This is a genomic window from Streptomyces humidus, from assembly GCF_014649655.1.
Classification (GTDB): domain Bacteria; phylum Actinomycetota; class Actinomycetes; order Streptomycetales; family Streptomycetaceae; genus Streptomyces; species Streptomyces humidus.
The window spans coordinates 1-17,528 of sequence record NZ_BMTL01000002.1 but is presented as its reverse complement, the minus strand read 5'-3'; the positions used below and the strand labels follow the sequence as shown (position 1 = coordinate 17,528).

General features: G+C 73.1%; 9 protein-coding genes. 4 read left to right on the top strand and 5 right to left on the bottom strand.

The window, feature by feature from the left end; genetic code table 11:
* Positions 1 to 153 precede the first annotated feature (153 nt).
* From IE239_RS42895 to IE239_RS01970, 3 genes are all read left to right on the top strand, one after another.
* Positions 154 to 285, top strand: a complete 132-nt coding sequence (locus tag IE239_RS42895; RefSeq protein ID WP_268254485.1) for a hypothetical protein — start codon at positions 154 to 156, stop codon at positions 283 to 285.
* Positions 285 to 716, top strand: coding sequence for an ATP-binding protein (locus tag IE239_RS01975; protein WP_190147460.1), 432 nt, complete (start codon positions 285 to 287; stop codon positions 714 to 716). Before IE239_RS42895 ends, IE239_RS01975 begins: the two co-directional genes overlap by 1 nt.
* A gap of 338 nt (positions 717 to 1,054) precedes the next feature.
* On the top strand, positions 1,055 to 1,405 hold the full coding sequence (locus IE239_RS01970) for an ArsR/SmtB family transcription factor (protein WP_190147459.1): 351 nt from the start codon (positions 1,055 to 1,057) through the stop codon (positions 1,403 to 1,405).
* 305 nt (positions 1,406 to 1,710) lie between these two features.
* Here the strand turns inward: IE239_RS01970 and IE239_RS01965 are convergent, their stop codons facing one another.
* From IE239_RS01965 to IE239_RS01955, 3 genes are all read right to left on the bottom strand, one after another.
* Entirely contained in the window at positions 1,711 to 1,863 is a 153-nt protein-coding gene (locus IE239_RS01965) for a DUF6126 family protein (protein WP_190147458.1), read from the bottom strand.
* A 241-nt stretch (positions 1,864 to 2,104) separates the two neighbouring features.
* Positions 2,105 to 2,443, bottom strand: coding sequence for an ArsR/SmtB family transcription factor (locus tag IE239_RS01960; protein WP_190147457.1), 339 nt, complete (start codon positions 2,441 to 2,443; stop codon positions 2,105 to 2,107).
* Positions 2,444 to 2,448: 5 nt separating this feature from the next.
* The gene (locus tag IE239_RS01955; RefSeq protein ID WP_190147456.1) at positions 2,449 to 2,643 is read right to left on the bottom strand and encodes a hypothetical protein; all 195 of its coding nucleotides are present in this window, start codon (positions 2,641 to 2,643) and stop codon (positions 2,449 to 2,451) included.
* A 412-nt stretch (positions 2,644 to 3,055) separates the two neighbouring features.
* Between IE239_RS01955 and IE239_RS01950 the strand changes: the two genes are divergently transcribed.
* The gene (locus tag IE239_RS01950) at positions 3,056 to 5,896 is read left to right on the top strand and encodes an alpha-L-rhamnosidase (protein WP_190147455.1); all 2,841 of its coding nucleotides are present in this window, start codon (positions 3,056 to 3,058) and stop codon (positions 5,894 to 5,896) included.
* A 50-nt stretch (positions 5,897 to 5,946) separates the two neighbouring features.
* On the opposite strand, the gene IE239_RS01945 is transcribed toward IE239_RS01950, so the two are convergent.
* The gene (locus IE239_RS01945; RefSeq protein WP_229877701.1) at positions 5,947 to 7,197 is read right to left on the bottom strand and encodes a type VII secretion system-associated protein; all 1,251 of its coding nucleotides are present in this window, start codon (positions 7,195 to 7,197) and stop codon (positions 5,947 to 5,949) included.
* Positions 7,194 to 17,381 carry a hypothetical protein gene (locus IE239_RS01940; protein ID WP_229877699.1) on the bottom strand — a complete coding sequence of 3,396 codons (10,188 nt, stop codon included), beginning with the start codon at positions 17,379 to 17,381 and terminating at the stop codon, positions 7,194 to 7,196. Before IE239_RS01940 ends, IE239_RS01945 begins: the two co-directional genes overlap by 4 nt.
* Positions 17,382 to 17,528 lie beyond the last annotated feature (147 nt).

Sequence of the window (17,528 nt, the reverse complement as noted above, 5' to 3'; positions counted from 1 at the left end):
CCGGCCCGGCCCATGGGGAAGAACGCACGCCCGCCCGTAGAGCCATCGGCCCCGGCCCCGGCCCCCACGACGCCCCCCACGGCGACGTGCGCGGACGGGATCCGCGCCCTGCCCGGTGCCGGCCGGACGGTCGCCGGCTGCGGACCGGCCGGGATGATCACGGGTCCCGACGGGGCCGACCACCCGCGCACCCTGTCCGGCCCGAGCTGCGGCCCGCACGGCACCCCGCCGCGCCCGCACGCCGAGACGGTCACCGGTATGCGCCTCGCGGACGCGGAGGCATGATGTCGACTCAGCTCGAGACGCTGCCCCACCGTCATGTGCTCACCCTGCCCGCCGAACCGTCCGCCGTCCGCGCGGCCCGTGAGACGGCCGAGCAGGCACTGGTCGAGTGGGGGATCGGCCTGCGCCACCCCACGGTGGACCCGGCCCTGCTGATCCTGAGCGAGCTGGTCACCAACACCGTCCGGCACGCCGCGGTCCTCTCCCCGACGACGACGGTGATCTACGCGGCGGGTGCGGACTGCCTGGCCTTCGCCGTCCACGACCGTCACCCCTACCATCCTCCGCTGTACGGGGCGGCAACCGGCGCCGACGCCGGTGGCGGCGGCCTGGCCACGGTCATGGAACTGGTCCTCTCCCTGGGCGGCACCGCGCTGGTCCGCGGCGACGCCGACGGACGGGGCAAGAGCATCTGGATCACCCTGCCCCTGTGAACCCCACCCGGCCTCCTGCGAACCCCACGTCGGCCTCCTGCGAACCCCTCGGCGGAGCCGAACCCCTCGACAGAGATGACCCCACGGCAGACTCCGGGCGGGCCGCCCGCGAGGAGAGGCGCACCACCGCCCTCCTCGAGCGACCTGAGGAATTGATAATATTGGCAAGTCGTGAGGCCGTCACCGCTGGGGTCGGCAGCTCGATTCCTGACCGCGGCTCCGGCGCTCTCGGCGCCGCACGCGAGGATGGGTCGCATGTTCTTGACGAGTGGGTGGACGCGATGGGCCGAGGCCCGGCCGGTGGGGCCGTGCCGCTGTACCGGGGAGGGGGCGGCCAGGTGAGCACGCCGCTGTACCAGCTGAAGGCCGAGTTCTTCAAAACCCTCGGTCATCCGGCCCGCATCCGCGTCCTGGAACTGCTCAGCGAGCGCGAGCACGCGGTGGCCGAGATGCTGCCCGAGGTCGGCATCGAGCCCGCGCACCTCTCCCAGCAGCTGGCCGTGCTGCGGCGCGCGAACCTGGTCAGGACCCGCAAGGAGGGCTCGACCGTGTACTACTCGCTGACCAGCCCGCACGTGGCCGAGCTGCTCAGGGTGGCACGGACCATCCTGTCGGGAGTGCTGGCCGGCCAGGCCGAGCTTCTCGCCGACCTGCGGACCACGCGGGCGGAACGCAAGCCGCCGTCATAGCGGCGGCCATGAACGGCGGCCGTCTCCAAGGGAGTTGACAGCGCTCCGGCAACGGGAGGCGGCCGCCCCGAACGCGCGCGGGAGCGCCCCGGAGGAGAAGCGCCGGAGGAACCCGGTGACTCCAGCCGCGTGACGACTTCTCCGGCCGCGTGACGGCTCGTTCTCCGGCGGCGGGACGACTCGCCGGCCGCCTGCGGCCACGTCCCACCGCCGCAGCAGCCAAAGTCGCACGGGACGCGGCAGGAGCCAAGGTCGCAGGGGACATGGCCGGGGCCGGTGAACCCTTCCCGCCCGGGAGGGACCCGTTACTTGTTGGCGTGCTCGCCCACGTAGAAGAGCAGCCATACGAAGCCGGCGAACAGGTGTGTGCCGAAGATGTAGAGGCCGGCGCGCAGCGTGACGCCGCGCTCCTTCTGGGCCTCCGCGTCCCGGGGCTCGCCGTTCCTGGTGTCGCTCACCGTGCAGTTCCTCTCTGTTCCGTCGTCCTGTCCCGCCTGCTCGCGAGGGATCCCCGAACCGGACGAGGGCGACCTCGCCCTCGTGCTGGACGGCCGGCTCGCCACTCGGCTCCCCGCCGTGGCAGACGGCGAGTCCGGCCACCGTCCGCGGCGGCGGAACGTGCGCGACGGCGGCAGGGCGTGCGCGACGGCGGAGGGCTTGCCCGGTGCTGCGGCATGCCGATCCGGCGGGCGTCGCCCGTCACCGCGCGGGCTCCGTTCCGCGCAACTCGTCGAGGAGGTCCTGACGCCCGGCCAGCAGCACGGACAGGATCCGCCGGGCCGCGGCGAGCAGCTCGGCGACATCGCCGCCGGCCAGCTCGTAGACCACCGTCGACCCGGTGCGGGTGGCGGTGACGATCCCCGAGCGGCGCAGCACCGCGAGCTGCTGCGACAGGTTCGACGGCTCTACCTCGATCGCGGCCAGGAGGTCCCGTACCGGTTTCGGCCCGTCCAGCAGCAGTTCCAGCGTCCGGATCCGTACCGGATGCCCGAGCATCCGGAAGAACTCCGCCTTCGCCTCGTAGAGGGGAACGGTCATCCGGATCACTTCCCTTCGGATTCCGCCTCGGCGGCGCCGACGTCGACCCCGTGCCGCCGTGCCACCCGCACCGCGTCGTCCAGCTCGTCCTGGACCACCGCCACGGTGTACGCGTCCGCGGCCTCCAGTGCCGCTCGGAGAGCCGCCCGCGCGTGGAGCACCCGCTCCAGCAGCGCCTCGGCGAACACTGACCCGCCCATCCGGATTCCTCCCCGGCGGCCGCATTCCACGGCAACTAGTGAATTGAAGAACTCTTCAATAGTAGAGGACGGTGCGGCCGGCGTATCCCTCCCGTGCCTCGCCCCGCGGTGAGGGACACCCTCGCGAGACTTTAGGCCTGTCAGAACATATATCCCGTCGGGCTGGGCGGGAGGAGGGTATTGCAGTCGGGTGGGGGGACCTCGACGAGATTCCCAGAAGGGGCCGCTTGCCCCGACGGCCCGTGCGGGGGTGATCGGGACGTCCTCCGGGCCTGTATGCATGACATATGTCCCGCACGGACTTAAGGTGGGGCTTCATCGTGGCGGAAGGCGCCCGCTCCTCCCGCGGCCCCCGTCGCCACGTCGCCGCGCGGTACGCATGGAACGGACCGCCGCTCACCGGAGGTGTCCCATGGGCCACGCTGTCGTCTCGGACCTGCGCGTAGGCCGCCGGCGCGACGGGGCGCCGTGGACGGACCGCCCCGACCCGGCCGTGTCGTGGCGCACGGACACCTCGGCTCCCGGCTGGCGCCAGGCCTCCGCCAGGATCACCGTGACCTGGCTGGACGAAGACGGACGTACCGAGAGCGCCGACCACGAAGGCGACGACTGCCTGTTCGTGCGGTGGCCCTTCCGCCCCTTGCGCTCCCGTGAACGCGTGCGTCTCGAGGTGTCGGCCACGGGCCACGACGGAGTGCGCGCCGAGGGGGCGACGATCACCGTCGAGGCGCCGCTTCTCGACGAGGCCGACTGGACCGCACGCTGGGTGTCACTGCCCGACGGCACGCCCGACGACGCCCCCGGACAGTTCCGGCACGGTCTCTTCCTGGAGGAGAAGGTCGTGCGTGCCCGGCTGTACGTGACCGCGCTCGGTGTCTACGAGGCGGAACTCAACGGCACACGCGTCGGTTCCGAAGTCCTCGCCCCCGGCTGGACGAGCTACCCGGACCGTGTGCTCTACCAGACCCATGACGTCACGGATCTCCTGCGCCCCGGTCACAACACACTCGGCGTGTGGCTGGCCGGCGGGTGGTTCACCGAGCGTTACGGATTCTTCGGCCGTGCCCGGCGCGCCTACGAGGGCAGGGCCGCGATCCTCGCGCAGATCGAGGTGACCTACGACGACGGACGCCGCGTCGTCGCCGGGACCTCGTCCGGGTGGAGCTGCCGCCCCTCGGACGCCCTGTCGGCCAGCGGCATCTACGCCGGTGAGTCCTTCGACGCCCGGAACTGCGATCCCGCCTGGTCGACACCGTCCGGCGCAGAGGACGGCTGGCGGCCGGCGGCCGTCCTGGACGTCCCCCGCCGGGTGCTGTGCCCGGCGGGGCACGAGCCGGTCCGGCGGGTGGAGGAGATCGCGCCGATCGCCGTGCTGACCTCCCCGTCGGGCAGGACCGTGGTCGACTTCGGGCAGAACATCGTGGGCCGCGTCCGGATCAGGGTCGAGGGCCCCCGGGGCCACACGGTCACGCTGCGGCATGCGGAGGTGCTGGAGAACGGCGAGCCGGCCACCCGGCAACTCCGCCGGGCGTACTCCGTCGACACCTACACCCTCCGGGGCGGCGACGCCGAGGAGTGGGAGCCCCGGTTCACCTTCCACGGCTTCCGCTACCTCCAGGTCGACGACTGGCCCGGGACCTTCGATCCGTCGGCCGTCACCGCCGTCGTCTGTTCGTCGGACCTGCTCCGCACCGGCCGGCTCACGACCTCCGAGCCCCTCCTGGACCGGTTCCACGAGAACGTCGTCCGCAGCATGCGCGGCAACTTCCTGTCGATCCCCACGGACTGCCCGCAGCGCGACGAGCGGCTCGGCTGGACCGGCGACCTGCAGGTGTTCGTGGGAACGGCCGCCACCCTCTTCGACTGCGACGCCTTCCTCGCGTCGTGGCTCGGCGACCTCGCCCTGGAGCAGGCGCGCAACGGCGGGGTCACCCCGATCGTCGTGCCGAGCGTCATGCCCGAGGACACCGGAGGCGTCGTCGCGGCCTGGGGCGACGCCACCACCGTCGTCCCGTGGACGCTCTACGAACGCTGCGGGGACACCGGCCTGCTCTCCCGTCAGTTCCCGAGCATGCGAGCGTGGGCCGAGGCGGAGCTGGCCTGCGCCGATTCCGACGGCCTGTGGACACGTGGCTACCAGCTCGGCGACTGGCTCGACCCCAAGGCCCCCGCCGACCGTCCGCGGGAAGGCCGGACCCACCCCTCCCTCGTGGCGTCCGCCTACCTGTACCGGTCACTGGACATCGTCGCCCGCACGGCACGGGTCCTCGGGCAGCCCGCCCTGGCCGACCACTACGCGGCACTGGCCGAACGGACCCGCCTCTCTTTCCTCGAGACCTACGTGACACCGCGCGGCCGCATGGTGTCGGAGGGACCGACGACCTATGCGCTGGCTCTCGTGTTCGACATCGCCCGGACGACCGAACTGCGAGCGGCCCTGGGCCGCCGTCTCGCGGAGATCGTCCGGGAGGACGGCTACCGCATCGGCACCGGATTCGTCGGGACTCCGCTGATCATGGACGCCCTCTGCGTCGCGGGACAGCTGGACGCCGCCGCCCGTCTGCTCCTCCAGACCGAGGCGCCGTCCTGGCTGTACCCCGTGACGGTCGGGGCGACGACGGTCTGGGAGCGCTGGGACGCGCTGCTGCCCGACGGCTCGGTCAACCCCCACGAGATGACCTCCTTCAACCACTACGCCTTCGGCGCCGTCGTGGACTGGCTGCACCGGGGCCTGGCGGGCCTCGCCCCCGCCGAGCCGGGGTACCGGCGTCTGCGCATCGCGCCCACGGTGCTCCCCGGGCTGACGCACGCGCGCAGCGAGCAGCTCACGCCCTACGGGACGGCGAGCGTCGAGTGGACGGTCAAGGACGACACGCTCACCGTGTCGGCCCTCGTGCCGCCGAACACGACGGCGGAAGTGGTCCTCCACGACGGTCCCCGGCCGGACGTGGGTCCGGGACGGCACAGCTGGGCGCTGCCCTGGCGCCGGGCGGCACGGCCCGTCGTCAGGCACGACCTCGACGCCGACCTCGCCGACCTCGTCGACGACTCCGAGGCGCTGGGCGCCGTTCGCGCGGCGCTGGAGGAGCATGCGCCCGCGCGGGCCCGTGCCTTCGACGGCGCGGTCCGCTACGAAGCCGGCTCGACGCTGCGGACCGCGCTGCTCTTCGCCGAGCCGACGGCGCTTGCGGCGGTCGAGCGGGCGCTTGCCGATCTGCACCACCGCAGGACCCGCCCCGGCACGGCCCGCTGACAGCACGGCACGACACGGCACGACTGCGGGCTCGACGGAACCGGATGCCGTCAGGAGTCGGACGCGCCCATCAACATCGCCGCGGCCCCGTCCGCGAGATTGGGCGCCGGGGAGTCGGCACGGCCGGTCGCCTGCGACACGGCGGCAGGCGTCTCCGCAACGCCACCGGCTCCCTCGGTCTCCGCCCGCTGCCGGGTGCCGGAGGCGTCATCGACGTCCGACGCACCTGGCGGATTCGGCGGACTCTGCTTACTCTCCGGACTCTGCTTACTCTGCTTACTCTGCGGACTTTCGTCGGACTCGGCCGCGGACCGTTGCGGGATGACGGGTGCGGGAACCGAACCACTGGTGTCGATCCGGGTCGCGCCGACGACCGGCTCGTCGTCCTGCCGGCCGGCCTCGTCCGCGGACGGGCCGGCGTCACGGTCAGCCGCGTCCGCCGGAGTGCCAGTGCCCTGCGCTCCGGCGACCTCGTCCTCTGCCCCGTGCTCTGCCTCCTCTCCTTCGTCCTCTGCCTCGTCCTCTGCGGCGGCCTCGCTCCTCACGACGGCAAGGGCCTGCTCGAGTGCTTCGGGATCCAGCCGCATGGCCACCGCAGCAGCCGGGTTGAGGTACAGCGCGTGCCCCGGCGGCACCTTTTCCACCAGGTCCAGCACGGAGTGGACCTCGTACGCAAGACGCCCCACGCCGGCCAGCTGGGACGGCGAGGTGAGAACCGGCACCACAGGGCTGCCCTCCGGATCCACCGCCGTCACCGGTTCCCCGTCCGGCCGTACGTAGACGGCCACCTGCGCCCGGGCGACCAGGAGCGGCACCTCGTCCTCCCCGCCGTAACCGGCGGCGGCCCGCTGCACCGCCGCGTCGATCGGGTCGGTGGGCCGGGACCAGCCGCGCGCGGAAGGCGAGGGGATGTACTCCGGGTTGCTCTGCCACTCCACGAGCCGGCCTGCGGTATCGGAGCGCCACTGGCCTGCCACCGCCCACGTCGGCGGCGGCCAGGTACCGCGCCAAGCCGGGTCGACGAAGCCGAACCAGTGGCCGGGAGCCAGCAGGGCGGCATCGACGATGTGCTCCGGCGCCGGCGGGAGGTCAGCGGGTTCGGGAGCGTCGCCCGGCGCGGGCTCCGACGACTCGGCGGGCCAGCTCAGGACCGGTCGCGGCGCGTCCCGTTCCGCCTCGTGGATCGACGGGGACTCCGGATCGCCGGCCGGGCGGGCCGACGTGTCCGCCGAGGTGCTCGGGTCGTCTCCCGGCAGGTTTTCCGGGGGCATGATGTCGCTCATGGTGGTGGTCGCTCTCACAGCTGGGTCGGTGACTGATCAGTGGTGGTGCTCGTCTTGCGGTCGGGAACAGCGGCCCTGAACCGACCGTCTTCCAGGACGATCACGCCTCGGGTCGGGCCTTGACCGATGTGCGCCTCGTCTCGCGCGTCCAGGTCGACCACGGTGAGGTCGAGCATGAACGTGCGTGCCAGTCCGGCAGCGGCGATCCGGTCGATCACCGGATTCCATGTCTCCGGGCGGAGCAGGAGCAGCCGGGTCAGTTGCACGGGTGTCAGTTCGGCCGACGCGATGTCCAGGGCGCCCTCGCCGGCCTCGGCACGGGCCAGTCGCTCCTCGGTCAACGGGACTCCGGCGAGGCGCAGTTCGTCGACCGTGGTGCGCAGCAGGTCCCGCGGAGACGAGAGAGGCGAATCGGGGAGGTCTTCCTCGGTCAGCTCGGCGGCCAGTGCGGCGCGGTGGAGTTCGGCGATCGCCTGGTCCGGCGTGCCGCCGGGCCGGTACCAGTCCCCGGCCTCGCCCACGTCAGCTCTGACGATCTCCATCACCGCCTCGGTGAGCCCGCTGCCGGGACCCGAGGCAGGGCGCAGTTCGAGTACGGCGCCGTCCGGGCCCAGGAGTGTGTCCGGGCCGACTCGCCTGTAGTTCGTCGTCCCGGGAGCCGTCGCTCCGCGCGCCGCCGCGACGCCGAGGACCGCCGAGTCTTCTCGCGCCGCCTCGGAGTCCGCCCCGTACGCGGCTGCGGCAAAGGGCAACGGCGGCAGTGCCTTCTCCTCCTCGGGCTTCTGAGACTCCTGGGGTTCCTGGGGTTCCTCGGGATCCGGCTCCTGCTCCGGCTCCGGCCCGAACTCGAACACCGACCCGGCGCGTGTCTCCTCCTCTGCCTCCGGACCCGGGGCTTCGGACGCAGGCCCTTCCGCGGGCCAGTCGAGGGCGATGGTGGCGGTGCGGTGGGTCAGCGGATCCTGGTAGAGCGCCTTCGGCGCGTCGTCGAACACGGTCGTGATGGGGAAATCGTCCAGGGTGAGCGGTACTTCGACACCCGGCTGAAGCTCCAGCAGTCTCCTCGCCAGGAACTGCCTGAGCTGCGCGTCGGTGTTGGCTGCGCGCTCCGTCCCGTTCGCCTCCGCCCGACGTCCGTTCCCGCGTCCCGTGATCCGGACGGCCGGCGGCCGCAGACCCGAACGCCTGTTTCGCAGCGCCCTCACCGCGATCCGTTCCGCGAGGTCCTCGATCCGGCGGCTGTCCTTCTCCGAGACCTCCTTGCCGCCTCTCCCGAAGGTCACGGTCAGCGGGGTCTCCGCGAGTTCGTGGCGGTCTCGGCTGTCAGGCTCGCGAAGCGGCGTCCACGTCACCCCCTCCGGCAGGGAGTCCTCCCCGACGGAGACGATCGCCGTGCGGCGGTTCGCCGGATCCATTCGGTTCTGGCCCAAGGTGTCCTCGTAGCCGTACCGGATGTCCAGGTCACGGACGACCACGGGGTCGGCGACCGCTCCCTGAAGCGCCCTCAGTTCCACCGCCAGGTGATCCTCCAGTGCGTGCGCGGTGTTCTTGGCCCGGGTCCTCCCCGTGAACGCCGCGTGCCCCGAACTGTTGCCTCGTCCCCTGATCCGAACGGCTTGTTGCGCAAGGCCCAGTTCACGGTTGCGCACCGCCTGACGCGCCAGTCGTCGCGCCAGGTTCCGCAGCTCTCGCTGCTGCTCGCCGTCCACTGTCCGCGACGCCTCGGCGAAGCTCACCGTCACGGGCTCGACGCCCTCGAACTCCCCGCCGTCGGTCACGGCGGGCTCGGGGACCGCGTCCAGCGGGCTGGTGAACACCGTTCCGCCGGACACGCGGGAAGGAACCGCGAGCACGTGTTCGTCGGCCGACGCGTGGCGCTCGGACCCGGCGTCCCAGGTCGCCATGGGTTCCGGTCCCGGAGGCACTGCCACCGTGAGACCTGCGGCCGACGGCTCACCGTCGACGAGCCGCCCCGGCTCACCGACCACCGGGCCGCCGGGCGCGACGGCCTCGTTCCGGGCGGCGTGCGACGGCAGGGCCGGGAACGGCGCGTCGCTCGTGCCGGCGGACGACGTGCCGGTGAAGGCCACCCCTCCCGGGACGGGCGAGCCCGCCGTGACGGGGGGCGAGGGCGCCACGAAGTCCTCCGGGCGGGATGCGGACCCGGCGCCGGAGCCTGCGGCGGACGGCCGGCCCTCGGCGCCGGGACGGCGGCCCGCCCCGGCTCCGGGGAAGCGCGGGTCGCCCTCGCGGAGGTGGCCGGCGAGGTCCGGGCCGTCGTAGCCCAGTTCCCGAAGATCCGCCTCGGCGGTCTCGACGTCCCACTCGGCCTGGGACACCGCCCGCTCGGCGGCTTCGAGGGCGGACGCGGGCCGGCCCGCGGCGGCCCGTTCCTGCGTCCTGAGCTCGACCGGCGCCCGGTTCAGGGCCGCCCGCGCCTGCTGCCGACGGTCCCTGGCGTCCACGGCCGCGTCGGCATCGGCGCGCGGGGTGACGGGTTCCGGCGCGTCCTCGGCGCCGGAGTCGAGTTCGGCGCTCTCCCCCGGCCGCCGGGGCGGGGAGTCGCCCGTCGACATGCGCGCCGAGGCTCCGCCGGGGGCATGCGTCGCCGGGGCGGCGGCCTCCTCGGCAACGGTCCCGGCGGGCTCCCGCGCCGCAGGCCGTTCCTGCGCGGCCGGCCGCGGCGCCCGCGGCTTTGCCACGGACGGAACGGGCGGCTCCGTGGTGAGGCTCTCCGGTGCGGACGGCGCGCCGATGTCGGCACGTCTGCGTGTCGTTCTCATGGTGAGTGATGCGGCGGGTGTGCCGGCCCTGCCCTCTCCGCTCGCCTCCCTGGCGGTCTCGAGGTCGTGTGCGGCGATGGTGAGGCGTCTGAGTGCGGCGGTCTGAGCGACCGCCTCGTCCCGCTGACCCCGGACGAGCTCGGTGATCTGTCCTGCGAGCCGCTCGGCCTCCGTGGCCGCCTCGGCATACGTCCGCCGCGCCGCCGCCGTGCGTTCCGCATGCACCGCCGTCTGCTCTTCGGCTGTTCGCAGGCGCTCCGGGAGCTCCTGTTCGCCGTGCGACGCGACAGCGGACACCTGGTCGTCGAGACTCGCGTCGTACGCCGCTCCGGCCCGGAGCAGCGCGGCCCCGGACTGCTCCACCCGGGTGCGGGCCGCCCCGAGCGCCTCGTCGAGAGCGCGTTCCGCGGCCCGAAGGCGCGTCTGGCGCTCGGCCGCCTCGGCGTGGTCCGACATCGGGGCGGCGAAGTCGTCCCAGGCGTCGCGGACCCGGGCGTCCTGGGTGTGCAGCCTGCCCGTCGCGTCGAAATGCCAGCGGTGCGTTCCCCGCTCGGTTCGCAGGAACAGCTCCACGGGCCGCCGGGCCAGCAGCGCGGTCTGCGCGGCCGCGTAGAGGGCCCGGCCCAGCGGTGTCGGGCCGCTCTCCTCGGGGGAGGCGGTGGCCGAACGCGTCGCCAGCCACAGCTGAACGGCCGGGTCGTCCTCGTGCAGGCCCGCGGCCAGCGCACCGGGCAGGTCGGCCAGTGGATGCCGGGTCCACTCCCTGAGCGCCTCGTCGGGCTGGTCGCGCAGCAGGGACCGCAGGTCGTACACCCGAGGCTGAACCCGTGCTTCCGTGACGCCGTGTCCCAGCAGGTCGCTCTCCGCCAGGCGCACGGTGGTGGTGCCGTACACATATCGGGGTCCGTCGTCACCGCCGTCGACCGTGATCAGTACGTCCACCGCGGTCTCGTGGGTGCGTGTGCCCGACGTGCCTTCGGGGGTCGTGCTGACGGCCGCGGCCTTGAGCCGTTCGCGGTGGGCGTCCCCCGTCCCGGCCGTCTGGGCCGAGCGCAGCGCGTCGGGGGAGATCATGGCCGCTCCGACGGCGAACCGCTGGGTCTCGTTCCTGGGGTCCATGGGCAGGGTGGTGGACCAGCTCATGGACGGGGCGATGGAGACGGAGCCTGCGGACGACTGGCTCGACGCGTTGAGCAGTCCCCGGGCCAGGGCGACGTCGTCGGCCACCGTGACCGGTCGCGGGTGAAACAGTTCGGTGGTCACGGTCGTGATGCCGGTGTCCGGCCAGGCGCCGGGCATGCGGAGGGTCTGGCCCGGTCCGATCCGAGCCGTGCGGCTCTCGATCAGCTCGCCCAGACGGGCCGCCGCGTTCTCCCGGGAGTCGAGGGCCTCCATGAGGCCCTGCCCCGGCAGGCCGGGGTGCGCTTCGGCGAGGGCGTCGCGCAGGTGATGAGCCCCGTCGAAGCCGTGCACGATCACGGGTCCGGCCGGCGTCAACGGCAGCGCACTCGCGTCGGTCGTGCCGATCGGGTGCGTGGCCGGGCGGTGGAACGGGACGGGGTCCGCCCCTGCCACCGGCTGGGCCGGCGCCTCGCCCGCGACGAACCGCAGAGTGTTTCTGACCGTCGTGGCCTGCGGCCGGGGTGTCCGCCCGGCGAAGGTGGCCGCCAGCCAGCTGCGCAGGTCGGGGGTGTCGCTCCAGGAGACCAAGCCGCTGCTGACGTACCCGCCGAGCAGGTCCGGCGGCCAGGCGCCGACCGGGGCGGAGCGGACGGACGTCGTGTATGTGTACACGACGTCGAACTCGGCGGTGTGTTCGGTCTCGGTCCAGGAGCGGTCCTGCCATGCCGTGGATCGGGTGACCGAGCGGGAGTGACCGATCGCCGTCCCCAGAGTCGGGCCCGTCAGGTCGCCGACCATGTGGTTCCCGGCGCGGGGGTGACGGGTGATCAGCCCGAGTGAGGCTTGGTGCGAGCTGCTCCAGGAACTGCCACGGGACTCGTTCGACGGGGCGACGGAGGAGACGGTCTCGAGGCCCGCACCCTCGCCTGCCGTACGGCCGCGAACGGCCCGAAGCCCCTGGACGTCGTCTCTGGGGCGGGCCCTCAGTTCTACCTCCACCAACCGGGTGCCGCCCGCGGCGGAGTACAGGAAACGGAACCGCCTCACGCCCTTGCTGCCCCGCGCGGGAAGCGCGCGCATGGCGGCCTGGCCGGTGGCGGCCACGATGCGGGAGCGCAGGCCCGGCACGTACGAGGAATTGCCGGGGCGCATGGCGCCGGGAGCCTCTTTCTCGACCTGGGCCAGCAGCTTCTCCTGGAAGGGATGCCCCTGGGCGGGCGTCTCGGCGGGGGCGGGCGACCGGACGTCGGGGCCCTGGTTCTCCCGGCCGCTGCCGTCGTCCGGCTGATGCTCCGCCAGGGCGAGCGAGTCCAGAACGACCCCCGTACCGAGGTCGCCGGTGCGGGCGAACCAGTCGGGCAGAGCGGGACGCGGTGCGTCGTCGACCGGACCGGCGGAGTCGACGATGTCGCTCAGCTCCGGCACACCGGCGAACCACGTGGCGTTGCGCCGGATCTGCTCGTCGGTGACCAGCACGTCCAGTGACCGTGGCAGATCGAGCGCGATCGTCACCACCGGGCCTTGTCCCCGGCCGACGAGGCCGGTGGCGATGTTGCGGTGGCCGCGGCGGACCGTCATCAGCACGGTCACCGTGGAACGCAGCCGGTGCTGGCGGTTCTCCTCGGTGAGAGTCCTGGCGAACTCGCCCGAGGATCCCTCGGTGAGCGACCGTGCTGTTCTGCGCTGCGTCGCGTAGGACAGCACGGGCGTGACCATGGAGTTCGTCGACCCGACCGGTGCGCCCGGGGCGGGACGGTCCTTCACGTCGCGACGGCCGCCGAAACCCACTGTCACCGTGGAGCCGCTGCTGTGCTTCCTCGTGTGGGACGCGCCGTCTCCTGATGAGACGCCCGTCTCCTGGTACTGCGCCGCGCTGACGACGGAACGGGGCCTGTGCGCGTAGCCGCGAAGTTCCACGGAGTACTCGCCGTCCGCTAGCGCTCCCGGCAGCGCCAGGCCTTCGACGACGTAGCCACCGCCCAGGATCTGGTGACCGCGGGCCACCAGTTGCTCGGGGCCGAGCGCGGCGCGCAGGGTCTCGCTCATGAAGGAACGCTGATCGCCGGGAGCATCTCCGACCAGCGACCGCACGGCGGAGCCGCCGGCCCTGGCGAGCCCCGTCGGCATCATCGCGGTGAGCCTGTCGCCGGCGGACGCGGTCTTCCCCCGGCCGGCGCCCTCTGCCACCGCCGCCTCCTGCGCCTCGGCATACGTTCCGCCGATGACGGATTCGAAGGCGCTGATCAGCTCCCGAGAGCCGGCGAACACGTCGATGACGGCGTCGCCGGGTACGCGGATCACGTTCTCGCGCGGCGTGCCGTCCGGCCCGACGAGCGCCAGGCTGTCGTGATCGTCCTGGGTGGCCGCGCGGGGGAGGACCACGGGGGCGGCCTCCGCGGCCGACGGCTCGGGCTCAGCGAGGGTGCGGTGACGGGGGACAGCCACCCGCAGCGTGCCGTCCGTGCCGGGGCCGGAGCGCTGTGGCCGGCCGTGCCCCGGCTGTCCGCCCCGCTCCCCGGCCTGGTCGTCGGTCCCGGTCGCGGCGGGTGGGGCTCCGGCGGAGGACGTCAGTGCGTGCGCGCCGTCCACCGCGGCCGGTTCCTGCCGGTCGTCCGGCGGCTCCGGACGGAACTCGGCGATCGGAGTCAGCGGGTCCTCGCCGTAGAGAGCGAGCCGGACGACGACGGGGACGTCGAACACCTCGGACGGCTGCGACTCGCCCCACGTCGACTGGTCGTGGGCGACCTCGTTCGACGTCTCCTCGGCCGTGCCCCACTGCCAGTCGTGGCGGTAGTCGACGCCTCCGGTGAGAAACGCGCCGCGGCCTCCGGTCGATCCGCCGCCGCTGGGGCCCAGACCGACGTGGAGCCCCCGGTCACTGCCTTCCTCCTGCGTTCCAGGGTCGTTCTGCGCGGCCGTGTTGAAGGTGCTGACCTGGGGCAGGGTCCGCGTGTGCCGGGACGGCTCGCCGTGGTCCCGCGTGATGGTCAGGCGCAGTTGCACCCGGCGGGCGGGCACGGCCAGCGGGTCGTCCAGCCACACCGCGTACCCGCCGTCTACGGCGCCGTCCGCCACCGCGCGCAGCCCGACGTGGTTGCGGGCGAGTTCGAACCGGCGCAGGTTCTCCAGCCGGGCTGCCGCACCCGGCCGCCCCAGCGGCAGGCGGGGCGCGGCGACTTCCTGAACGGCGCCGTCCGCCTCCCGGGTTTCCGCCGGCGGGGGAAGGAAGCCCTGCTGCCGCAGATGGTTCTCGGCCGTGGCGAACAGGCCCTCGGCGCCCGACACTTCGAGCACCGTCGCGGAGAGGCCGATGCTGCGCATCTGCTCGAGCTCCGGGGGGAGGGACCGGCTCTGCGCCGGTTCCGTCCCCCGTGCGTCCTCGTCACCGAGGATCCGCAGACGCAGACCCTCCTCCCAGGTGCCGAACTCGTGCCGCAGGGCCGAGCCGTCGCGGACGAACTCCACTGTGTACGTCACGTCGGCGCTGGTCAGCAGATGCGCGGCGGTGCTGAGCAGAGAGTGCCTGAGGGAAGCCGATCCACCCGAGCCGAGTGTCTTCGTCAGGTGCGCGGATCCCCCGCCGCGTACCGTCAGCGTGCCGGCCGCCGCGGAGGTACCGCCGGTCGGCACCGTGCCCGACCCCAGGGCGGCGGAGACGGCGACCTCTCCCGCGACGCCGCTGGACAGCTGGGCGGAGCCCGCCACGCTCCGGCCGTGGCCGACATGGCTCTCCAGCATCGTCCCGCCCGGCACGGAGGAACGCAGGGCCTCACCGACCTTGACGTCGGCGGTCAGCCTGAACATGCCGATCGCGTTGCCGTCGGTGTCCCACAGCAGCGGGGAGAAGGCGCCGTGGCGCAGCAGGGGCATGGCGCCACGCAACCTGGGTTCCGAGAACAGGGCCTCCGCCTCGGCCCGCGACTCGGGAGCGAGCAGGGACAGGACGCTCGCGAACTGCCGCCGCACCTCGTCGGAGAGCCGCTCCGGATCAGCGAGGGAGTCCACGTTCCACAGCGGCAGGTCGTCCAGGGCGGCCGGCTCCGCTCCGTCGGGCGCGAGATGGTCGTCGGAGGCGAGGTGCTGAGGGAACCAGACGGTGACCGTACCGGCCTGTTCGCTCGTCCGCCATCCGGAGCCGTCTGCGCGCTCCGTGTCGCCGGGACCGATTGCGTCGCCCCCGGCCTCCGGCCGGTCCGCCGGCGCGACCGTGAGGCGGGGCGGCTCCTCGGCGCCGGCCGTGGGCGTGCCGGTGTGCTCGCGGACCTGCCAGGTCACGCGGTAGGAGTACGGCTCCGAGGGCTCGCTGCTGCTGAGGTTGGAAAGCGTCCGCACGCTGCTGCCGACCTGGGTCGAGGACGACATCTGATTGTGCGTCACGTTCACTTGGGCGGAACCGATGACGCGCAGCAGCGGGACCTCGCCGGGCACGGGGAAAATGCCCGTCCAGCCGAAGGGGATGCTGCGGCTGGTGTGGTAGCTCCCTCGGTTCGACGTGCTGTGCGTGCTCAGCGCGCGGCGCTCCACCCGGTGCTGCGGCCGGCCCGCGCCCGACTCGCCGTACCATTCGGGCCGCCCGTCGTATTCCAGCGCCAACCGGATACGCAGGTCGCGCTCACGGCCGTCCGACGTGACCGTGACGCGGTGGCCTTCCGTGCTGAGCAGGGCGGGCATGTGCTCGGCGAGCTGCTCCTGCGACAGCGCACCGTTCACGGCCGCCGTCACCGAGCCCTCGTCGGCCGCGGCGCCGAGGGCGCGGACGATCTGGTGGTGCAGCGCCGTGACGGTCCACGGCGCGAGGGGCGAGACGGAGACCAGCCCGGGTGCGCCGCGCCGGTCGGCGCTGCCGAAATCGCGCACGGTCCCCGAGACCTCGGTGTCGGACACGACGATGAGCGGCAGCGCCGGGGAGGCGTCGGCCGACGGCCCGCTCTTCGTGAGGCCGGCGCCACCGGAGGACGAGACGCCGGGCGCCCCTCCGTGCGCGTCGTCCGCGGTGGGAGCCTCCGCCGGCACTTCCTGCTTGTCCTGCGCTTCCTGATCTGGCTGCGGCACCTCGGGGTCCGACGGCGGCATGGCGGGCAGCGCACCCACACCGGGCGGTACGACGGTCGTCGCTCGGCCGTGCCGTTCGGCGGGGGGCGCCGGGACGGCTGCGGCCCGCTGCTGTCGCCAGGCCCGCTCGAAGGCGTCGCGTCGCTGATACTGCCTGGGCCCCGGGGCCATTCCCCAGGCCACCATCTCGCGCGTCGCCCGGTCGAGGGCCCCGGCGCCCATGGTCCTGCCGCTCTCCGCGAAGTCGCGGGCCGTGGACTCCCACAGTTCCCACGCCTCCAGGGGGCTGCCCGTCTTCGCGCCCAGTCGCGTGGCCTTCTCCTTCTGGTAGCTGCGCGCGGCCAGTTCCCCGCCCCACGCCTCACGCAGCGCGGCCCTCTCCCGGGCGGCCGGATCGGCCACGGGTGCGCCGGGCGGCTCCGGGGAAGGTTCGAGGCTGTCTTCTGGTGTATTGCGGGGCTCTTCAGAGGTGCGGCGGGGCTCTTCGGGTGTACGGCGGGGCGGAGCGGAGGCGGTGCCCGAGTCCGCCGCACGGGATGTCCCCGCCGTCGCGGACCCCTGCTGCGAAGAGCCTGCCGCATGGCCCCCCGCACCGGCTTCGTCCTGCGCGAGCACCTGCGTCTTCAGCATGCCGGCACGGAGCCGCGCGGGCTCCACACCCGATTCCGACGCGATGTCATCCGCGATCCGACCGGCCACCTGAACCCTCGACATACCGGGAAGGACCGACCGCTCGCGCAGCAGACGCCGGTGCGTCTCCTCGACCGTCGCCCGGTCCGACGTCAGGTCCTCACGGATCCGGTGGAGCTGCTGCATCACCGTGTGGAAGAGGTCCTCGGACGGATCCAGTTCACGAGGCCCGGGTGCGGAGTCGGTGTCGGTCTGGGTGTCGGTGTCGGTGTCGGTGGGTTGGGTGAGGTGGGTGAAGTCGCGTAGTCCCTGCCACAGGTCGTTCTCGGTGCGGGTTTGGGTCACGGGGTTGGCGGACAGGTCCTGTGGCGTGGTGCCGTACAGCGACTCCAGCAAGGTCACCATGCGGTCGGACTCGGTGTTTCGCACCCATTCGGCGCCGTTGTTGCGGGCTCTTCCCGTGTAGGGGTCGACGCCGTGGTTGGTGCCCAGGTAGGCGTTGCTGGTCTGGGCGAAGTACTCCAGCACGTCACGCGAAGCGTAGTTGTCGACCACCTTGTTGTCGGTGTCCAGGCGTGGGCCGTCCGCCCACTCCACCGAGGGGTCCCGGCGCATGCGCATGGTGTAGGCGTCGCGTACGACGGCCTGTTGGCGCTCGTCCAGGCCGAACAGGTAGACGGCGTGTGCGGTTTCGTGTGTGACGACGGAGTAGCCGTCGGCGTAGTGGCGTTCGCCGCCCAGGGCGGTGGTCGCCTCGCCGAG

Coding starts and splice junctions, on each gene's coding strand:
- IE239_RS01940 (WP_229877699.1), bottom strand. CDS start 17,381: ATGCGCCGGGACCCCTCGGTGGAGTGGGCGGACGGCCCACGCCTGGAC.
- IE239_RS01975 (WP_190147460.1), top strand. CDS start 285: ATGTCGACTCAGCTCGAGACGCTGCCCCACCGTCATGTGCTCACCCTG.
- IE239_RS01950 (WP_190147455.1), top strand. CDS start 3,056: ATGGGCCACGCTGTCGTCTCGGACCTGCGCGTAGGCCGCCGGCGCGAC.
- IE239_RS01960 (WP_190147457.1), bottom strand. CDS start 2,443: ATGACCGTTCCCCTCTACGAGGCGAAGGCGGAGTTCTTCCGGATGCTC.
- IE239_RS42895 (WP_268254485.1), top strand. CDS start 154: ATGATCACGGGTCCCGACGGGGCCGACCACCCGCGCACCCTGTCCGGC.
- IE239_RS01955 (WP_190147456.1), bottom strand. CDS start 2,643: ATGGGCGGGTCAGTGTTCGCCGAGGCGCTGCTGGAGCGGGTGCTCCAC.